This window comes from Pseudomonas sp. p106, assembly GCF_003936645.1.
In the GTDB taxonomy this organism is placed as follows: Bacteria; Pseudomonadota; Gammaproteobacteria; order Pseudomonadales; family Pseudomonadaceae; genus Aquipseudomonas; species Aquipseudomonas putida_E.
In genome coordinates this window covers 31,297-51,725 of sequence record NZ_RHQR01000014.1, presented here as the reverse complement: position 1 = coordinate 51,725, position 20,429 = coordinate 31,297, and the positions used below count along the sequence as shown (strand labels likewise).

Genomic DNA, 20,429 nt, shown 5'->3' with positions numbered 1-20,429 from the left:
TTAGTTCACCCAGACGCGCGCGTTACGGAACATACGCATCAGCGCGGCGTCTTCCTGCCACTCATCCGGGCGCCAGGAGTTCTGCACGGCGCGGAACACGCGCTCCGGGTGCGGCATCATGATGGTCACGCGGCCGTCGCGGCTGGTCAGGCCGGTGATACCACGCGGCGAGCCGTTCGGGTTGGCCGGGTAGGCTTCGGTGACCTTGCCGTGGTTGTCGACGTAGCGCAGGGCCACGCAACCGGACAGGTCAGCTTCCAACAGTGCCTCTTCGCTGGCGAATTCGGCATGGCCTTCGCCGTGGGCGATGGCGATCGGCATGCGCGAACCGGCCATGCCCTGCAGGAAGATCGAGTTGGACTTCTGCACCTCGACCATGGCCACACGGGCTTCGAACTGCTCCGAGCGGTTGCGCACGAAGTGCGGCCAGTACTCGGTGCCCGGGATCAGCTCGTGAAGGTTGGACATCATCTGGCAACCGTTGCACACGCCCAGGGCGAAGCTGTCGGTACGCTCGAAGAAGGCCTGGAAGGCATCACGGGCACGGGCGTTGAACAAGGCCGACTTGGCCCAGCCTTCACCGGCACCGAGCACGTCACCGTAAGAGAAACCACCGCAGGCCACCAGGCCCTTGAAGGCTTCGAAGTCGACGCGGCCAGCGAGGATGTCGCTCATGTGCACGTCGATGGCGGCGAAGCCGGCGCGGTCGAAGGCGGCAGCCATCTCGACCTGGCCGTTGACGCCCTGCTCACGCAGGATCGCCACTTGCGGGCGCACGCCCTTCTTGATGTACGGCGCAGCGATGTCCTCGTTGACGTCGTAACCAACCTTGACCGACAGGCCCGGGTTGTCTTCTTCGAGCAGCGCGTCGAACTCCTGGTCGGCGCAGTCGGCGTTGTCACGCAGGCGCTGAACCTGGTAGCTGGTCTCGGCCCACTGGCGCTGCAGCATGCGACGGTCGTCGTCGAACAGCACCTGGCCGTTCAGGCTGATGGACACCTCGGCGTTGTTGACCGGTTTGCCGATCACCGCCACGCAACCTTCACCCAGGCCTGCGGCGCTGAACTGCGCCAGCACGTCCGGGGTAGCATCCTGGCGAACCTGGATGACTGCGCCCAGCTCTTCGTTGAAGAGGATGGCCGGCACGTCATTGCTGTTGTCGGTCAGCGGGTCCAGTTGCAGGTCGAGGCCGCAGTGGCCGGCGAAGGCCATTTCCAGCACGGTGGTCAGCAGGCCGCCGTCGGAACGGTCGTGGTAGGCCAGCAGGTGGCCGTCGGCGTTCAGGCCCTGGATCACGGCGAAGAACGCCTTGAGGTCTTCGGCGTCGTCGACGTCCGGAGCCTGGGCTGCGATCTTGCCGTAGGTCTGCGCCAGGATCGAAGCGCCCATGCGGTTCTTGCCGCGGCCCAGGTCGATCAGGATCAGGTCCGTCTCACCCTTGTCCATGCGCAGTTGCGGGGTCAGGGTCTTGCGGATGTCGGTGACCGGGGCGAAGCCGGTGATGATCAGCGACATTGGCGAAGTGACGCTCTTCTCGACGCCCTCTTCACTCCACTTGGTCTTCATCGACATGGAGTCCTTGCCGACCGGAATGGTCAGGCCCAGCTCCGGGCACAACTCCATACCGACAGCCTTGACGGTGTCGTACAGACGGGCGTCTTCGCCTGGGTGGCCGGCAGCGGACATCCAGTTGGCCGACAGTTTGATGTCGGACAGCTTTTCAATCTGCGCGGCAGCCAGGTTGGTCAGGGTTTCACCGATCGCCATGCGGCCGGACGCTGGCGCGTCGAGCACTGCCAGCGGCGTGCGCTCACCCATGGCCATGGCTTCACCGGTGTACACGTCGAAGCTGGTGGCCGTGACGGCGCAGTCGGCCACCGGTACCTGCCACGGGCCGACCATCTGGTCGCGGGCCACCAGGCCGGTGATGGTGCGGTCGCCGATGGTAATCAGGAAGCTCTTGCTGGCAACCGCCGGGTGGTTCAGGACACGCTGCACGGCGCTGTCCAGGTCTACCTTGCTCGGGTCGAAATCATCGCCCAGTTCGGCTTCGCGGGTTACCGAACGGTGCATGCGCGGCGGCTTGCCCAGCAGCACGTCAAGCGGCATGTCCACCGGCGTATTGCCGAAGTGGCTGTCGGTCACGGTCAGGTGCGGCTCTTCGGTCGCCTCGCCAACGACGGCGAACGGGCAGCGCTCGCGCTCACAGATGGCCTGGAAGCGTTCGAAGTCGACAGCGCTGACGGCCAGCACATAACGCTCCTGCGATTCGTTGCTCCAGATTTCGTGCGGGGCCATGCCCGGCTCGTCGTTGGGCACATTGCGCAGTTCGAAGCGGCCACCGCGGCCACCGTCGTTCACCAGTTCAGGGAAGGCGTTGGAAATGCCGCCGGCGCCGACGTCATGGATGAAGGCGATCGGGTTCTTGTCGCCCAGCTGCCAGCAACGGTCGATGACCTCCTGGCAACGGCGCTCCATTTCCGGGTTTTCGCGCTGCACCGAGGCGAAGTCCAGGTCCGCCGAGCTGGCACCGGTGGCGACCGACGAAGCGGCGCCGCCGCCCAGGCCGATCAGCATGGCCGGGCCACCGAGCACGATCAGCTTGGCGCCGACGGTGATTTCGGCCTTCTGTACGTGGTCTTCACGGATGTTGCCCATGCCGCCGGCCAGCATGATCGGCTTGTGGTAGCCGCGCACTTCTTCACCGTGCGGGGTGTTGATGGCCTGCTCGAAGGTACGGAAGTAGCCGGTCAGAGCCGGGCGACCGAATTCGTTGTTGAACGCTGCGCCACCCAGCGGGCCTTCGATCATGATGTCGAGGGCGTCAACGATACGCTCAGGTTTACCGTAGGCCTGCTCCCATGGCTGTTCGAAGCCCGGGATGCGCAGGTTGGACACGGTGAAGCCGGTCAGGCCGGCTTTTGGCTTGGCGCCACGGCCGGTAGCACCTTCGTCACGGATTTCGCCGCCCGAGCCGGTGGAGGCACCGGAGAACGGAGCGATGGCGGTCGGGTGGTTGTGCGTCTCGACCTTCATCAGGATGTGCACCGGCTCCTGCACCGCGCCGTACTGGCGGGTCTCAGGGTTCGGGAAGAAACGGCCGGCAACGTTGCCGACGATCACCGAGGCGTTGTCCTTGTACGCAGACAGCACGCCTTCGCTGTGCATCTGGTAGGTGTTCTTGATCATGCCGAACAGGCTCTTTTCCTGAGCCTGGCCGTCGATGTCCCAACTGGCGTTGAAGATCTTGTGGCGGCAGTGTTCGGAGTTGGCCTGGGCGAACATCATCAGCTCGATGTCGTTCGGGTTGCGTTTGAGCCCCTGGAAGGCGTTGACCAGGTAGTCGATCTCGTCTTCGGCCAGGGCCAGGCCCAGCTCGATGTTGGCCTTGGCCAGCGCGTCGCGGCCACCGGCCAGGATATCGACCGACGTCATCGGCTTGGGCTGGGCATGGCTGAACAGGTCGCTCGCCTGCTCCAGCTGGGCCAGCACGCGCTGGGTCATGCGGTCGTGCAGTTCAGCGGCGACAACGGCGGCGTCGGCGTCGCTCAGGTCACCGGCAACGTAGTAGGCGATGCCGCGCTCCAGGCGCTGGATCGACTGCAGGCCGCAGTTGTGGGCGATGTCGCTGGCCTTGCTGGCCCAGGGCGAGATGGTGCCCAGGCGCGGCACGACCAGGAACAGGCGGCCAGTCGGCTCCTGCACCGGCACGCTCGGGCCGTACTTGAGCAGACGGCCCAGCACCTGCTGCTGGTCGGCGGTCAGCTCGCCGTCGACATCGGCGAAGTGGGCAAATTCGGCATACAAACCAGTAACAGCGGGGACTTTCTGGCTCAGTTGCTCGAGTAATTTACCGTGGCGAAAGGCAGAAAGGGCAGGAGCGCCGCGCAGGATCAACATCGTCGGGACAGCCTCAGGAAGGGGTGTGCTTAGAGGCCGTGCATTCTAGCCTAATTCCGCGGCTTGCGGCACCCGCCAGAGGGCAATGCTGCCGGGCGGCGGAACCGGACTTCGGGGTCAAAAAAAGCGACAAGCCGCAAGCTGCAAGCTACAAGAAAAAACAGGTGGCGCGCAGGTCGCATTTTTCTTGCCGCTTGCAGCTTGCATCACAGAACGCGCTACCAGACAACCTGGCAGTTGTCGAGATATGGCGCCCCCCGTCCTTTGCGTATACTGCAAGCTATGTTCGCCCATACTGCTTTGCGCCAGCGTTGCGCCAAATGGCTTTTCGCAACCGGTCTCTTTCTGTTGCTCGGTGCCTGCGTTGAAAAACCCAGCACCCTCGAGCGCGTGAAGGAGGACGGCGTGCTGCGCGTGATCACCCGCAACAGCCCGGCCACTTATTTCCAGGACCGCAACGGCGAAACCGGCTTCGAATACGAGCTGGTCAAGCGTTTCGCCGACGATCTTGGCGTCAAGCTGGAGATCGAGACCGCCGACAACCTCGACGAACTGTTCGACGACCTGGGTAAACCGTCCGGTCCGGTGCTGGCAGCGGCCGGCCTGGTCAGCAGCGAGCGGCGCAAGACCCAGGCCAGGTTCTCCCATCCATACCTGGAAGTGACCCCTCAGGTCATCTATCGCAACGGCCGCTCGCGCCCAACAAACCCCAAGGGCCTGGTCGGCAAGAAGATCATGGTGCTCAAAGGCAGCAGCCACGCCGACCAGTTGGCCGAACTGAAAAGGCGCTACCCGGGCCTGGAATACGAAGAGTCCGACGCGGTGGAGGTGGTCGACCTGTTGCGCATGGTCGATGAAGGGCAGGTCGACCTGACGCTGGTCGACTCCAACGAACTGGCGATGAACCAGGTGTACTTCCCCAACGTGCGGGTGGCCTTCGACCTTGGCGAAACCCGCAACCAACGCTGGGCGGTCGCCCCGGGCGAAGACAACAGCCTGCTGAACGAAGTCAACGAATTCCTCGACAAATCGCAGAAAAACGGCACCCTGCAGCGTTTGAAAGACCGCTATTACGGCCACGTCGACGTGCTCGGTTACGTGGGCGCCTACACATTTGCGCAGCATTTGCAGCAGCGCCTGCCCAAATACGAAAAATACTTCAAGAGCTACGCCAAGGTCGAACAGGTGGACTGGCGCCTGCTGGCCGCGATCGGTTATCAGGAATCCTTGTGGCAACCGGAAGTCACCTCCAAGACCGGCGTACGCGGCCTGATGATGCTGACCCAGCGCACCGCCCAGGCGATGGGCGTGTCCAACCGCCTGGACCCGAGGCAGAGCATCAAAGGTGGTGCCAAATACTTCATGCTGGTCAAGCAGCAGCTCGACGACAGCATCAAGGAGCCAGACCGCACCTGGTTCGCCCTGGCGGCCTACAACGTCGGCAGCGGCCACCTTGAAGACGCGCGCACGCTGGCCAAACGAGAAAAGCTCAACCCGAACAAGTGGCTGGACGTGAAGAAGATGTTGCCGCGCCTGTCGCAGAAACAGTGGTACCGCCAGACCAAGTACGGTTACGCCCGTGGTGGCGAGCCGGTGCATTTCGTGGCCAACATCCGCCGCTACTACGACATCCTCACCTGGGTGACCCAGCCGCAGCTCGAGGGCCAGGTGGCCGAGGGCAACCTGCACGTGCCGGGGGTCAACAAGGACAAACCGGCGGAACAGTCGCCGCCGATGTAGGCGCTGCCTTGTGTTGCGAAAGGCCCGCACAGCTGTCCAGGGTTCAGTATTGAGGCATTAAAGGCGGGGCTGCCTTGCAGCCCTTTCGCGACACGAGGCCGCTCCTACACCTTGGCGCGCCGCGCCTTGAAGAATTCGCTCAAGATTGCGCCACATTCCTCGGCCAGCACCCCACCTTCGTACATTACCCGATGGTTCAGGAAGCCCTGGCTGAAAAATTGCCCCTGGCTCTGCACGATGCCGGCCTTGGGCTCCAGCGCGCCATACACCACCCGGGCCACCCGCGAATGCACGATCAACCCCGCGCACATGCTGCAAGGCTCCAGGGTCACATAAAGGGTGCTGCCCGGCAGGCGGTAATTGCTCGCAGACTTTGCCGCCGCGCGGATGGCGACCATCTCGGCATGGGCACTGGGGTCGCTGTCGATGATCGGCCGGTTGAAGCCCTGCCCGATCACCTGGCCGTGCTGCACCAGCACCGCGCCCACCGGCACCTCGCCCAGCGCGGCACCTTGTGCCGCCAGGTCCAGGGCCATGCGCATGAATTCCTGATCACGGCTGCGATCGATGATCTGTGGGCGCATCAGACCACCGCAATCGCGGCCATCAGGCCGGTTTCCATGTGGTCGATGACATGGCAGTGGAACATCCAGGTGCCTGGATTATCGGCCACCAGCGCCACCTGGGCCCGCTCGTTCTTGCCCAGCAGGTAGGTATCGGTGAACCACGGTTCGACGATCTTGTGCCTGTTGGAGGCAATGACCTTGAAGCTCATGCCATGCAGGTGGATCGGGTGCTGGTACTGGGTCATGTTCTTCAACTCGAAGATGTAGCTCTTGCCTTTTTGCAGCGTGGCGATCGGCCGGTCGGCGCAGGTCTTGTCGGTGATGTCCCAGGCTTGACCATTGATCTGCCACAGGCTCGGCGGCCTGCCATTTTCGGTGTTGACCGAAACCTTGCCCACCCATTCGAAATTGAAGTTCAGCTTCTCGGCATTCTCCAGGTCCGGCTCGGCCACAGGGTTCGGCGGCAAGGCAGGCGGCCAGTCGCTGGGCGCATCGTTGCTGGCTACCGAGCGCAAGGTGCCCAAGCGCACGAAGCCGTCGCGCAGGGAAATCTCTTCACCTGCCTCGGGGATGCGGATCGCCAGGCAGATACGCATGCCCGGCCCCAGCCAGTACTCGTCATCGAGCACACGCGGGGTGATCGGGTTGCCATCGAGGGCGTAGATTCTGGCCTCGTGATTGCCACCCTTGAGGTTCAGGCGGTAGGTCCAGGTGTTGTCCAGGTTGAGCAAACGCAGGCGCACCACCTGCCCGGCCGGTAATTCGGTGACCGAGTCAGCCTGGCCATTGATGGTGATCAGCCGGCCGGCGGTACCATTGCGCGCCGCTTCCCGGGGGATGCTGAACGGCAGCCAGGCACCCTGCTCGTCCACGTGCCAGTTCTTCAGGCTCAGCGTGCGCTCATGCAAAAAACCGGTGGGCTCACGCTCCTCGACGATCAGCGGGCCTACCAGGCCGCGGCCGAGTTCTTCAGAGCTGCTGACGTGCGGGTGGTACCAGTAGCTGCCGGCGTCAGGCACACGGAACTTGTAGTCGAAATACTCGCCCGGCTTGACCGGCAACTGCGACACATACGGCACACCGTCCATTTCCAGCGGCAGGCGGATGCCATGCCAGTGAATGGTGGTTTCCACCGGCAGATGGTTGATGAACCGTACCCGCAGCCAGGTGCCCTGGCGAACCCGCAACTCGGTACCTGGTGCCGACGGGCCGAACGCCCAGGCCTCGGTCTTGAAGCCGGGCACAAGCTCGACCTCCAGGGGCGCCGCGATCAGCTCGTAGTCGTGCCCGGCATTCTCGTCCTCGACCTTGCCCAGCCAGTACCGCGCTGCGCCTCCGGCGCCCAGGCCTACTACAACCAGGCCGGTCAGGCCCTTGAGCATTTGTCGACGGGTGAAGGACATCGGTGCGGGTACCTCGTTTAAGCGCAGTCAAGCTGCCAGCACGGCTGGCGATGAAGGGCGAATACGATACACCTGCAAATGGGAAAGATTAAGTGAAGTGTTGCATAGCGCTGCCCTGAGCACACCTGGCAGGCACTATATACCGCCACCACGGCACCGTTTCTGCCACTTTCCGGCCCTCACCCTCGACCCTTGAGAGCCCTTATGTTACTTGGCAAAACGCAACCAGATACCCTTGATTCGCTGACCAAGCTGGCCAGGCAAGTGAGTGAAACGTGCCCGGACATGCGCCAGATGGCGCGAGAGGTCGCGCAGCAGATCCTTGACCGGCATGGCTTGGAGGCACATGACCCCGACAGCGTCTATCTGCACCGGTTTCACACCGCCGTCAGCAGCCCCAGAACCTTCAACGGATGGCAACATCTGGACCCACCGTACGAGTCCCTGACATTGCCCCAGCTGGTCATGCACCGCTTCGATGCCAATGATCAGGACAATGCCGACTTGCTCGGCTACCTCGTCGGTTTCTACAGCGATGGCCCTGGCAAAGATGCCTACGACGAACTCAACGAGGTGCGACTCGACGCGAGGAATGTCCTGGAGTACTTCTGGAGCATCGATTTCGCCAGTCACTTCAAAAGCCGGTTGAAGTCATTCTGGTCAACACATTCCGAGAACTTTCGTACATTGGCCAAGGCCAACTTCCTGAGCAAAGTGCTAGAAGCCTGTGCACAGGCCCCCACGTCAGGGCTTGCAAAGTGTTGCCGGGAAGTCACCCAAGCCTTGGTGGGAGACATTTCCTGGCCGCCTTCGATAGAAGCACTGCAACACCAGTCTGCAACGGGCAAGGGTATTCGTGCATGCACATTCGATATCGGCGGACATGTGGCTACGGATATCCTGCGCGTACAAATGCAAGATGGCAGGCAACTTGTCTACTTGCCCGGCGATGTCGATGCATTGCAGGTGTTCGAGAATGATCAGGCGCTGTTCTGGTGGGTGCTCAACCACTGCAATCAGGCCGAAAACCGGGCCCGCTTCATGGCGCACTTCTCCCTCCAAGATCGTGACGAGGGCAATACCAGCATCGGGCTCAACCACCTTGTCGACCTGCTGTATCAAGGCTGGGGAAAAGATGATTACTCCGGCCTTAACACGCTCGATCAGCGAATCGATGGCGATGTTTTTAGCTGGCTGCGCGACAAAGCCCATCAGCGAATGCTCGATGATGCGCACGTTTCCCTGCGCTCGAATGACGATTTGCGCAAACAACTGTGGATCGGCTACCTGAGGGCGTCGCTGAGAGTCTTCGGCCCCATGGCTGCGGTGGACTGGCCCGTTGCGTTGGCCCTGGTGGGTGCCGGCATGGCAGAAACTGGCCTCAATATCGATCAAGCGATCAGTGGCCATACAACCTGCGAACGCAAGGCAGGCGTAACAGGCGCAATTCTTTCGGCCATCGAAACCCTGTTCAACGCCACGTTTCTCCTGAGTGCGCCGGGGCAACCCATTGCAGAACTGGCCGAGGTCACTGAAGCAGGCACAGGGAAAAACCTAGGTTCGGCAGAAGATCCAGCCACGGCCGGCGAAGTGGTCCAGGGCGAGGAAGAGGATGCCAGCGTGACGGATGCGGTGAAAGCCTGGGTCCCTGCGCCGTTCCAGCCCGCAGAAGGCTGGCCGTTGCTTAGCCCATTCGAAACCAACGTTCTACTGAGCGGCGAGCCCGGCACAGGAGCACTCCAAGGTATCTATACGCAGGATGGGCAGTTCTATGTACTGATCGACGAGCTACCCTATCAGGTGCGCTTTGCGCCCGAGCTGAAAACCTGGGCCATTGTGCCTCCCGAGACCCCCTTCTCTTTCTACAAAAGCCAGCCCATCCGGCTGGATGACGAGGGCCATTGGTATCCCGTCGACCGGGGCGGGCTCAAGGGTGGCATGCTCCCGAGGCTTAAAATCTGGGGGCGCCGCGCCACCGGGACAAGCCAGCCTGCGCTAGCCGCCACACCTTACGAAGTGCCTGCCGACTTGCGCGCCTCACTCAAAGACGTGGCAGACGAAGAGCTAACAGGGGTGCGAATCAATATTCATGACCCTGACAGGCTAGCGGCCGTCGCTCGCTTTCTCACGCTTCGCGAGCAACTGGCTACGGATGCCCGCGACTTCATGGCTACTGTGCAAGCGCCTGCGCGCCCTCGATTACCAGACATAATCCCCGGAACAACGCCAAAACAGATCCTGCAAAACATCTATGAGAACAGCCAGGGCCTGGTGGTAGGCGAGGCGCATAGCAGCCTGGGTAGCAAGCGCTTCTTGATCGACAACATGGCTGTGCTACGCAAGCTGAAGGTCAAGACGTTGTACATGGAACATTTCACGACCGACTTCCAGCAGGCCGACCTGGACGCCTTCAACCGCAGCGGCCAACTGCCCACAGCGCTGGACCGCTATATCACCGCACAGGACTTTGGACACCAGACCGACCTGGCAGGCCGATACACCTTCCGCCGGGTATTGCTGGAGGCGCAGAAAAACGGCTTGCGTATCCAGTCCATCGACTGCATGGCAAGCTACCGCCAGGCGTGGGCAACGCCACCATCCCCCGTGGCACGTCAGGAGATGATGAATTTCTATGCTCACCTGATCATCGAAGCTGACCAGGCTGCCCGCGGGCCAGGCAAATGGGTCGCATTGGTCGGTAACACCCATGCCAATAACTTCCATGGCGTTACAGGCCTGGCAGAAACCGAAGGCGTGGTAGGGTTGCGCGTCGAGGATACTCCGGTCGGAGGCGTCGACAGCTATGCGGTCGACCCTGGTGTAGACGCGCCAGAAAAGGGGGGCAAAGTCTGGCACCTGAAAAGCGACATACGGCTGCGCGCCTCGATTGAGCCATTCACCACAGCGGCGACCGATTTTGAAACATTGCTGATCAGGCCGGGTGACTACACCTTTGAACATATCGACAGCGACACGTACCTGATCAATCGCAGCCGCGACCTTAGCCTGCGCCGTACCCCCGTCAAACGCGATGGACGCTTCTATTACATCGAGCGACCAGACTGGCCGACCATTCATGAGCGACGACTAGAGCATCTTTCCGATCTGGACATCTTCCTCAGGATGCGGGGCATGCGTCATGTAGCCCATTGAAGACCATCAACCACTTTGCGAACCGCAAACAACAAGGGCGCCTTGCGGCGCCCTCGTGGCTCAACTCATTCCCACTCAATGGTGGCCGGCGGCTTGCTCGACACGTCGTAAGTCACGCGCGAGATACCGTCGATTTCGTTGATGATACGGCCGCTGACGGTTTCCAGCAGGTCGTAAGGCAGGTGCGCCCAGCGCGCGGTCATGAAGTCCACGGTCTCGACAGCACGCAGGGCCACGACCCAGGCGTAGCGACGGCCGTCGCCCACGACGCCAACCGATTTCACCGGCTGGAACACCACGAAGGCCTGGCTGGTCTTGTGGTACCAGTCGGCCTTGCGCAGCTCTTCGATGAAGATGTGGTCGGCGCGACGCAGGATGTCGGCGTACTCCTTCTTCACTTCACCGAGGATACGCACACCCAGGCCTGGGCCCGGGAACGGGTGGCGGTAGACCATGTCGTACGGCAGGCCCAGCTCCAGGCCGATCTTGCGCACTTCGTCCTTGAACAGTTCACGCAGCGGCTCGACCAGCTTGAGGTTCATTTCCTCCGGCAGGCCACCCACGTTGTGGTGCGACTTGATCACGTGGGCCTTGCCGCTCTTGGCGCCGGCCGACTCGATCACGTCCGGGTAGATGGTGCCCTGGGCGAGGAACTGGATGTTGTCCAGTTTGCTGGCTTCGGCATCGAACACGTCGATGAAAGTGCGGCCGATGATCTTGCGCTTCTTCTCCGGGTCGGCTTCGCCTTCCAGGTTGTCGAGGAACTGCTTCTCGGCATCGGCGCGGATCACTTTGACGCCCATGTTCTCCTTGAACATGGCCATCACCTGGTCGCCTTCGTGCAGGCGCAGCAGGCCGTTGTCGACAAAGACGCAGGTCAGCTGGTCGCCGATGGCGCGGTGCAGCAGCGCGGCTACCACGGAGGAGTCGACACCGCCAGACAGGCCCAGCAGGACGTTGGCCGAGCCGACTTGCTGACGCACCTGGGCGATGGCGTCTTCGACGATGTTCGAAGGCGTCCACAGGGCTTCACAGCCACAGATGTCCTGCACGAAGCGGGACAGGATGCGACCGCCTTGCTTGGTGTGGGTCACTTCCGGGTGGAACTGCACGCCGTAGTAGCCGCGCGCGTCGTCGAACATGCCGGCGATCGGGCAGCTCGGGGTGCTGGCCAGGATGTTGAAGTTGCCCGGCATCTGGGTGACCTTGTCGCCGTGGCTCATCCACACGTCCAGGCCCAATACGCCGTCGCCATCAACGTGGTCTTCGATGCCGTCGAGCAGGCGGCTCTTGCCGACCACGTCAACGCGGGCATAACCGAACTCGCGCAGGTCCGAACCTTCGACCTTGCCGCCCAGCTGCTCGGCCATGGTCTGCATGCCGTAGCAGATGCCCAGCAACGGTACATTCAGGTCGAACACGGCCTGCGGTGCACGCGGGCTGTTGGCTTCGTGGACCGACTCGGGGCCGCCGGCGAGGATGATGCCGCGTGGGTTGAATTCGCGGATCGCTTCATCGTCCATGTCGAACGGGTGCAGTTCGCAGTACACGCCGATTTCGCGCACGCGGCGGGCGATCAGCTGGGTGTACTGGGAACCGAAATCGAGGATCAGGATGCGGTGAGCGTGAATGTCGAGGGCCATGACTCAATCTCTGGTGCAGCTGCAAGCGTCTAGCTGCGAGCTGCAAGTTGATCGGGGAAAACGCGGTAGCTGCTGCAACGCAACTACCGCTTGGAGCTTGAAGCTTGCTACTTACCGCTGAAGGCTTCAGCCGACCCGGTAGTTAGGGGCTTCTTTGGTGATCTGCACGTCATGCACGTGGGACTCGGCCATGCCGGCACCGGTGATGCGCACGAACTCCGGCTTGGTGCGCATCTCTTCGATGGTTGCGCTGCCGGTGTAACCCATGGACGAACGCAGGCCGCCCATCAGCTGGTGGATGATCGCGGCCAGGGCGCCCTTGTATGGTACGCGGCCTTCGATACCTTCCGGCACCAGCTTCTCGGCACCGGCCGAGGAGTCCTGGAAGTAACGGTCGGAGGAGCCTTGCGCCTGTGCCATGGCACCCAGCGAGCCCATGCCGCGGTAGGCCTTGTAGGAACGGCCCTGGAACAGCTCGACTTCACCCGGGGCTTCTTCGGTACCGGCGAACATCGAACCCATCATCACGCAGGAAGCACCGGCGACGATGGCCTTGGACAGGTCACCCGAGAAACGGATGCCGCCGTCGGCGATCAGTGGCACGCCAGTGCCTTCCAGTGCCGCGGCAACGTTGGCGATGGCACTGATTTGCGGTACGCCGACACCGGCGACGATACGGGTGGTGCAGATCGAACCTGGGCCGATACCGACCTTGACGGCGTCAGCACCGGCTTCTGCCAGGGCCTTGGCCGCAGCGCCGGTAGCGATGTTGCCGCCGATCACCTGAACTTGCGGGTAGGTTTCCTTGACCCAGCGAACGCGGTCGATCACACCTTTGGAGTGGCCGTGAGCAGTGTCGACGACAACCACGTCAACGCCAGCCGCTACCAGGGCGGCAACACGCTCGCCGGTGTCCTTGCCGGTGCCGACGGCAGCGCCGACGCGCAGGCGACCCTGGTCGTCCTTGCTGGCCAGCGGGTAGGCCTTGGCTTTTTCGATGTCCTTGACGGTCATCATGCCCTTGAGGCTGAACTTGTCGTCGACGATCAGGACTTTTTCCAGGCGGTGCTTGTGCAGCAGCTCGCGGACTTCGTTCTTGTCGGCGCCTTCGCGCACGGTGACCAGGCGCTCTTTGGGCGTCATCACGTCGCGCACCTTGGCATCCAGGCGGGTTTCGAAGCGTACGTCACGGGAAGTGACGATACCGACCAGGTCGCCGTTCTCCAGCACCGGAACACCCGAGATGTTGTTCAGGCGGGTCAGGTCGAACAGGTCGCGCACGGTGGCGTCGGCTTCGATGGTGATCGGGTCCTTGACCACGCCAGCCTCGAACTTCTTGACCTTGCGTACTTCGCCGGCCTGCTGTTCGATGGTCATGTTCTTGTGGATGATGCCGATGCCGCCTTCCTGAGCCATGGCAATGGCCAGGCGCGCTTCGGTCACGGTATCCATGGCGGCGGAAACCAGAGGGATGTTCAGCTCGATGCCACGAGTCAAACGGGTCTTGAGACTGACTTCATTGGGCAGTACCTCGGAGTAGCCAGGTACAAGGAGGATATCGTCGAAAGTCAGGGCTTCTTGGCTGATACGCAGCATCGCGGGGGCTCCCGGGCGGGAAAAATGGAAGCGCGCCATTATACTCATCCACGGCGCGCCGCTCAATGCAAAATAAGGGCCTTCGGTCAGCGTTCTGGCAGTTTTACCTGCACCACCGCCACCGGCTGATCCAGCCAGTCGGCGAAGCTGTCGAGAAAGGCCTGGGTAAACCCGGCCTCGCCCCAGTTGTTGAAGATGAACCCCAGGTTGGAAAAGGCACATGGCTGCAGGTAAATGAAGCCATTGATGTCGTCCTCGAAGCCGCACAAGGGGCAGGTGAAGTTGTCACTCACCCCCGGCATCCACTCTTCCAGGCTTTCGAACAAGGGTTCGCCCACCTCGCGCCGGCACTCGGGGCAGCCGGCTTCTTCGAGGAAACCCTCGGTGGGGGTATAGATGCAGCGCTTGAGCATCACTTCCAGGCCGTTGACCGGCGCGCCAAACGGCAGCTTTTGCGGGTGCAGGGCGATTTTGCGCGCGCCTTCGGCCAGGGCATGGCCCATGCGGTTGCCGGTGCGACCGCAAGTGGTCAGTTGCTCCTCGACCACTTTTTCGCGTACCAGCCAGCGCAGGATGGCCCGGGCGCGGGCCTCGTGCACCGGCACGGTGGAGAGTTTCGGGACGATGATGCTCTGGGTGTTCATGGGCGAAACGGGCCTGGGGATTGCGGTAATCGCGCAATTCTACCGCTCACGCGCTCAGGTAGCGACCGATCAGCGCAAGGCCGCGGGCGGCGCTCGATTCATCAACGCTGCAACACTCAAGGCATCACCCGCCCCCACCCCGCTCCTCTATTATCCACCCCCAAAATCTCGCCCCTTGCACTTGGCGCTCCCCACCCACCCCCTTATCATGCCCCCATGATCAAAGACCCCTTCGAACGACTCGGCCTGGACCGCGAGGTTCTCACCGTCAGCCAGCTCAACGGCCGCGCCCGTGTGCTGCTGGAAGACGTGTTCCGCAGCGTCTGGGTGGAAGGCGAGATATCCAACCTCGCCCGCCCGGCCTCCGGCCACATGTACTTCACCCTCAAAGACAGCGGCGCCCAGGTGCGCTGCGCGCTGTTCCGGCAGAACGCCACACGTGTCCGCCAGGCCCTGCGCGATGGCCTGGCAGTGCGTGTGCGCGGCAAGGTCTCGCTGTTCGAAGGCCGTGGCGACTACCAGCTGATTCTCGACACCGTCGAACCGGCCGGTGACGGCGCTCTGCGCCTGGCCTTCGAGGCACTGAAGGAAAAGCTCGGCGCCGAGGGCCTGTTCAGCGCCGAACGCAAAAAGCCGCTGCCTGCCCACCCGCAGCGCATCGGCATCATCAGTTCGCCCACCGGCGCGGTCATCCGCGACATCATCAGCGTGTTCGGCCGCCGCGCCCCGCAGGTCGAACTGAACCTGATCCCAACAGCAGTACAGGGCCGCGAAGCCATTGCGCAGATCGTGCGCGCCATCCGCCTGGCCGACAGCCTCGGTTTCGATGCCCTGATCCTGGCCCGTGGCGGCGGGTCGCTGGAAGACCTGTGGTGCTTCAACGAAGAAGCCGTGGCGCGTGCAATAGCGGCCTGCGTCACGCCGATCGTCAGCGCCGTGGGCCATGAGACCGACGTGTCGATCAGCGACTTTGTCGCCGATGTGCGCGCCCCTACGCCCTCTGCCGCCGCCGAGCTGCTGGCACCCGACAGCAGCGGGCTGCAGCAGCGCCTTGAAGGGTTGCAGCGGCGCCTGCTGCTGCGCATGCAGAACCGCCTGGCCCACGACCGCCTGCGCCTGGAATCGCTGACCCGGCGCCTGCGCCACCCCGGCGAGCGCTTGCGCCAGCAGGCACAGCGCCTGGACGACCTGGACATGCGCATGCGCCGCGCCTTCCTGCAGAGCCTCAACCAGCGCCGCGAACGCCTGGCGCGCCTCGACACACGCCTGGCCGCGCAGCATCCGGGGCGTACGCTGAAACTGCTCAGCCAACGCCTGGACAGCCTCGCCGAGCGGCTGCCGCGGGCCATGCGCGAGGTGCTCAAGGACCGCCGCCAGCGCTTTCAGGCGCAGTTGCAGACGCTGCAGGTGGTCAGCCCGCTGGCGACCCTGGCACGTGGCTACAGCATCCTTCTCGATGAGCGTGGCCAGGCCATCCGCAGTGCCGAGCAAACCCGCAACGGCCAGCGCCTGACTGCCCGCCTGAATGAGGGCGAATTGCAGGTGCGGGTCGAGGACAACCACCTGACTCCGGTCACCCTTTCCCTACTGGACTGACACATGCCCCGCCTGTTTGCCCCTCTGCTTGCCCTATCCCTGTTGTTGCTGGCCGGCGGCGCCCAGGCCAGCTACATCACCCGCATCCTGAACAAGCCCGTCCCGGGCGGCGTTGCCGTGGTCGATCTGGGCCCGGCGGCCACGGCGCCGAGCGCACGCTTCGACGGCAAACCGGTGCTGGTGGTGAAAGAGCAGGACAACTGGCTGGCCATCGTCGGCATTCCACTGACGCAAAAGCCTGGCACGGCCGTGCTGTCCCAGGGCGGGCGCACCCTGCCGTTCAGCGTCGGCACCAAGAAGTACCCCGAGCAGCACATCACCCTGAAGAACAAGCGCCAGGTCAACCCCAACCCCGCCGACCTCAAGCGCATCGACCGTGAACTGGCCGAGCAGATCAAGGCCTACCGCAGCTTCAGCCCCAACCTGCCAAGCAACCTGATCCTCGACAAGCCGGTCAGCGGCCCGCTGTCGAGCAAGTTCGGCGTACGCCGCTTCTTCAACGGTGAAGAGCGCAACCCGCATGCGGGGCTGGATTTCGCGGTGCCAGCCGGCACGCCGATCAAGACACCGGCCAATGGCAAGGTGATTCTGGTGGGCGATTATTTCTTCAATGGCCGCACGGTGTTCGTCGACCATGGGCAGGGCTTCATCAGCATGTTCTGCCACATGTCGAAGATCGACGTGAATGTCGGCCAGCAGCTGCTCCGCGGGGATGTGGTGGGCAAGGTTGGGTCGACCGGGCGGGCAACCGGGCCGCACATGCACTGGAACGTTAGCCTGAATGATGCGCGGGTGGATCCGGCCATCTTCATTGGGGCGTTCCAGCCTTGATCCGTAGCGCCTTCATCGCCGGCAAGCCGGCGACGGGGCCCGCCCTTTTGCACCCCTTAGCTTGATTTGCGCAATCAAAAAATACCGCGCAACAGGTATAAAGCTTGAGACAAATAACCGCCATAAAATCTCGCTATCAGGATTTTTTTAAGCATTTATCTCAATTTTTCGGCAGCGCTTGCCATCCCTCACCCCACTGGTTAGGGTTGAAGGCATGAAAACCTCCAGCACCCTCATCCTGCTCCGACAACATCGCAGCCTTTGCCTGGTCAGTGCACGACTACCAGGCTGATCGCGTCGCCTCGCCTCTTCATCTCGTTATCGCTCGGCAGGCCCGATCTCGGCCGCACACAAAAGGATTGCTTCCATGACCATGCTCAAAGACCCTTCGAAGAAGTACCGCGCCTTCCCGACCATCGACCTGCCAGACCGTACCTGGCCGTCGAAGACCATCACCGAAGCGCCGATCTGGTGCAGCTCGGACCTGCGTGATGGCAACCAGTCGCTGATCGAGCCGATGGACTCGGAGAAGAAGCTGCGGTTCTGGAAGACCTTGGTGCAGGTTGGCGTGAAGGAAATCGAAGCCTCGTTCCCGTCCGCCTCGCAGACCGATTTCGACTTCGTGCGCACCCTGATCGAAGAGGGTCACATCCCGGATGACACCACCATCCAGGTGCTCACCCAGGCCCGTGAAGACCTGATCGCGCGTACTTTCGAATCGCTGCGCGGGGCCAAGAAGGCCATCGTCCACCTGTACAACGCCACCAGCCCGTCGTTCCGCCGCATCGTCTTCAACCAGGACAAGCAAGGCGTGAAGGACATCGCGGTGAACGCGGCCAAGCTGTTCGTCAAGTACGCCGCCCAGCAGCCGGAAACCCAGTGGACGTTCCAGTACTCGCCGGAAACCTTCAGCGCCACGGAGCTTGAGTTCGCCAAGGAAGTCTGCGACGCAGTCATCGAAGTGTGGAACCCGACGCCAGAGCACAAGGTCATCCTCAACCTGCCGGCCACCGTGGAAGTTGCCACGCCGAACATCTACGCCGACCAGATCGAGTGGTTCTGCCGCAACATCAGCCGCCGCGACAGCGTGATCATCAGCCTGCACTGCCACAACGACCGTGGCACCGGCATCGCCGCCACAGAACTGGGCCTGATGGCCGGTGCCGACCGTGCCGAAGGCTGCCTGTTCGGCAATGGCGAGCGTACCGGCAACGTCGACCTGGTGACCCTGGCACTGAACCTCTACACCCAGGGCATCGACCCACAACTGGACTTCTCCGACATCGACGGCGTGCGCAAGGTGGTCGAAGAATGCAACCAGCTGCCGGTTCACCCGCGTCATCCGTATGTCGGTGACCTGGTACACACTGCGTTCTCCGGCTCGCACCAGGACGCCATCCGCAAGGGCTTCGCCAAGCAGCAGGAAGGCGAGCTGTGGGAAGTGCCGTACCTGCCGATCGACCCGGCCGACATCGGCCGCAGCTACGAGGCCGTGATCCGCGTCAACAGCCAGTCGGGCAAAGGCGGCATCACCTACCTGCTCGAGCAGGAGTACGGCATCAGCCTGCCGCGCCGCATGCAGATCGAGTTCAGCCAGGTGGTTCAGGGTGAAACCGACCGCCTTGGCCTGGAAATGACCGCGCAGCAGATCTACAGCCTGCTGCACAAGGAATACCTCCAGGCCAACAGCCCGTACGCACTGGTCAGCCACCGCCTGCAGGAAGAAAACGGCCACAGCGCAGTGGAAGTGGAAGTCGCCGGTGAAGGCGAAACTACCCTGCACTGGCGCGGCAAGGGCAATGGCGCCCTCGAAGCCCTGGTAGCCGGCCTGCCGGTTGCGGTGGAGATCATGGACTACAACGAGCACGCCATCGGTGCCGGCACCAATGCCAAGGCCGCGGCCTACATCGAACTGCGCGTGGCCGGTGGCCGCCCGGTGCACGGCGTGGGTATCGATGAGAACATCACCACGGCCAGCTTCAAGGCACTGTTCAGCGCGCTGAACCGCTCGCTGAGCCAGCAAGAGGCCAAGGCCGCGTAACTTGCCCCCCCAAAAAAGCCCGCATCTTTGATGCGGGCTTTTTTTTACCCTGGATTCACCAGTTGGACTGTCAGCCAGCTTAAACAACAGTTTAAGAAAAATCAGGCCCGTCAGTCAGTATGAGGACTACCCATTTTCACTTTCAACGAAGCGACTGCCATAGGTGCGAGCCCTAACCCTACGGGCACAATACCCGCAAGTATGGCTACAGCACTGCCAAAAGAACTGCTTATCAACCCTGCCAATGGGACAGAAAGCAGCATCGAAACTTTGAAGAGTGCACTGGTAATTCCGGTGACTCTGCCAAGCAAAGCCGCGGGTACCAGCGCCTGTCTCAATGTCCAAGCTGTAATGATCACATAGGCCCCAAAGAAGCCCACGAAAAAGGCTGACACATAGTAAGACTCAACCGTTCCTAGTCCAAGTGGCGACACCCCTGATGCAGCCATTCCAGCACTGCATGTACACACAGCAATGCGGGTATTTAATGCACGCATCATCCTCGGTGCGACTAATCCGGAAAAAATGGAACCCAAAGCATATGAAACCAAAAGGAATGGTGTTTCGCTGATATTGAATACCCCACTGTCCGCAGCACTCAGGAGCACGAAAAAAAGATAAATAGCTGTGAAGGCATTATTGCCCACGACGATATAAACAACATGCACCAGCGGCTTGTTTTGCACAAGCGCCCTATAGCTGGAGATAAAGGAAGTGGGGACAACCGGGGCGATGCGAGGCGGGAGTTCCAAAGAGGAGTAGCGATACAGAAAACTTGAAAGCAAAAAACAAATGGAAGCACCATAAAATACTACCACCGGATTTTGCAACATCAAAAAATATGAGACGGCGACGGGCGATAGGATGAGCGCACAGTGCTCGACGATAAGTAATCCTGCATTCATGCGCGGGAGTAAATCTTTATGGAGGATACGGGGTATCAGGCAAGCACGAAGATTGCTGAGTATATATATCCCGATGGAAATCACACTTAATAGAACAAACGTCTCTAACAACGTCCATCCCCCTCGCCGAATCGCATACAACGCCACATGACAGCATAGCCCCAGCGCGACCAAGAAACCTAAGGCTCGCGAGCGAACTCCATCCACAAGTCTCCCAGCCCAATAACCAAAGGCAACTGGACCTAAATAAACGGTCGCTCTTAGCAGCGCTGAGAAAACTTCATCCCCCGACCCACTTAGCATGCTTAGCGGTACGTAGATAAAAATCACCTGCGCTGCACACGCCTCGACAGAGAAAGCAAGAAGCAGACATGTTATTGCCTTTGATTGATTGTTCATAATTAACTAGTT

12 protein-coding genes are annotated in these 20,429 nt (G+C 61.8%); 5 read left to right on the top strand and 7 right to left on the bottom strand.

Annotated features, from left to right (window positions below; genetic code table 11):
* Positions 1-3,900: a phosphoribosylformylglycinamidine synthase gene (gene purL / locus EGJ09_RS17520; RefSeq protein ID WP_115273983.1), complete on the bottom strand. Its 3,900-nt coding sequence runs from the start codon at positions 3,898-3,900 to the stop codon at positions 1-3.
* Between the two features lie 282 nt (positions 3,901-4,182).
* Between purL and mltF the strand changes: the two genes are divergently transcribed.
* A complete protein-coding gene (gene mltF / locus EGJ09_RS17515; protein WP_115273982.1) occupies positions 4,183-5,640 on the top strand; it encodes a membrane-bound lytic murein transglycosylase MltF in 1,458 nt (485 codons plus the stop codon).
* Between the two features lie 104 nt (positions 5,641-5,744).
* Here the strand turns inward: mltF and tadA are convergent, their stop codons facing one another.
* Both tadA and EGJ09_RS17505 read right to left on the bottom strand, forming a co-directional pair.
* Complete coding sequence (gene tadA / locus EGJ09_RS17510; RefSeq protein ID WP_046784397.1) at positions 5,745-6,224, bottom strand: tRNA adenosine(34) deaminase TadA; 480 nt, start codon at positions 6,222-6,224, stop codon at positions 5,745-5,747.
* Positions 6,224-7,609, bottom strand: coding sequence for a multicopper oxidase family protein (locus EGJ09_RS17505; protein WP_125924469.1), 1,386 nt, complete (start codon positions 7,607-7,609; stop codon positions 6,224-6,226). Before EGJ09_RS17505 ends, tadA begins: the two co-directional genes overlap by 1 nt.
* 204 nt (positions 7,610-7,813) lie before the next feature.
* Here EGJ09_RS17505 and EGJ09_RS17500 point away from each other — a divergent pair, with 204 nt between their 5' ends.
* The gene (locus EGJ09_RS17500) at positions 7,814-10,762 is read left to right on the top strand and encodes a membrane-targeted effector domain-containing toxin (RefSeq protein ID WP_125924468.1); all 2,949 of its coding nucleotides are present in this window, start codon (positions 7,814-7,816) and stop codon (positions 10,760-10,762) included.
* 65 nt (positions 10,763-10,827) lie between these two features.
* On the opposite strand, the gene guaA is transcribed toward EGJ09_RS17500, so the two are convergent.
* The 3 genes from guaA to EGJ09_RS17485 form a co-directional block, all read right to left on the bottom strand.
* A complete protein-coding gene (gene guaA, locus EGJ09_RS17495) occupies positions 10,828-12,405 on the bottom strand; it encodes a glutamine-hydrolyzing GMP synthase (protein WP_012316007.1) in 1,578 nt (525 codons plus the stop codon).
* A gap of 126 nt (positions 12,406-12,531) precedes the next feature.
* Entirely contained in the window at positions 12,532-14,001 is a 1,470-nt protein-coding gene (gene guaB / locus EGJ09_RS17490; RefSeq protein ID WP_008094438.1) for an IMP dehydrogenase, read from the bottom strand.
* A gap of 86 nt (positions 14,002-14,087) precedes the next feature.
* Positions 14,088-14,645 carry a hypothetical protein gene (locus EGJ09_RS17485; RefSeq protein ID WP_046784400.1) on the bottom strand — a complete coding sequence of 186 codons (558 nt, stop codon included), beginning with the start codon at positions 14,643-14,645 and terminating at the stop codon, positions 14,088-14,090.
* 216 nt (positions 14,646-14,861) lie between these two features.
* Between EGJ09_RS17485 and xseA the strand changes: the two genes are divergently transcribed.
* The 3 genes from xseA (at position 14,862) to leuA (ending at position 19,113) form a co-directional block, all read left to right on the top strand.
* Positions 14,862-16,241 carry an exodeoxyribonuclease VII large subunit gene (gene xseA / locus EGJ09_RS17480; RefSeq protein WP_046784402.1) on the top strand — a complete coding sequence of 460 codons (1,380 nt, stop codon included), beginning with the start codon at positions 14,862-14,864 and terminating at the stop codon, positions 16,239-16,241.
* A 3-nt stretch (positions 16,242-16,244) separates the two neighbouring features.
* Entirely contained in the window at positions 16,245-17,072 is an 828-nt protein-coding gene (locus tag EGJ09_RS17475) for a M23 family metallopeptidase (RefSeq protein ID WP_125924467.1), read from the top strand.
* A gap of 367 nt (positions 17,073-17,439) precedes the next feature.
* A complete protein-coding gene (leuA, locus tag EGJ09_RS17470) occupies positions 17,440-19,113 on the top strand; it encodes a 2-isopropylmalate synthase (RefSeq protein ID WP_125924466.1) in 1,674 nt (557 codons plus the stop codon).
* A gap of 110 nt (positions 19,114-19,223) precedes the next feature.
* Here leuA and EGJ09_RS17465 read toward each other — a convergent pair whose 3' ends face one another.
* Positions 19,224-20,417, bottom strand: coding sequence for an MFS transporter (locus EGJ09_RS17465; protein WP_125924465.1), 1,194 nt, complete (start codon positions 20,415-20,417; stop codon positions 19,224-19,226).
* Between the last annotated feature and the right edge of the window lie 12 nt (positions 20,418-20,429).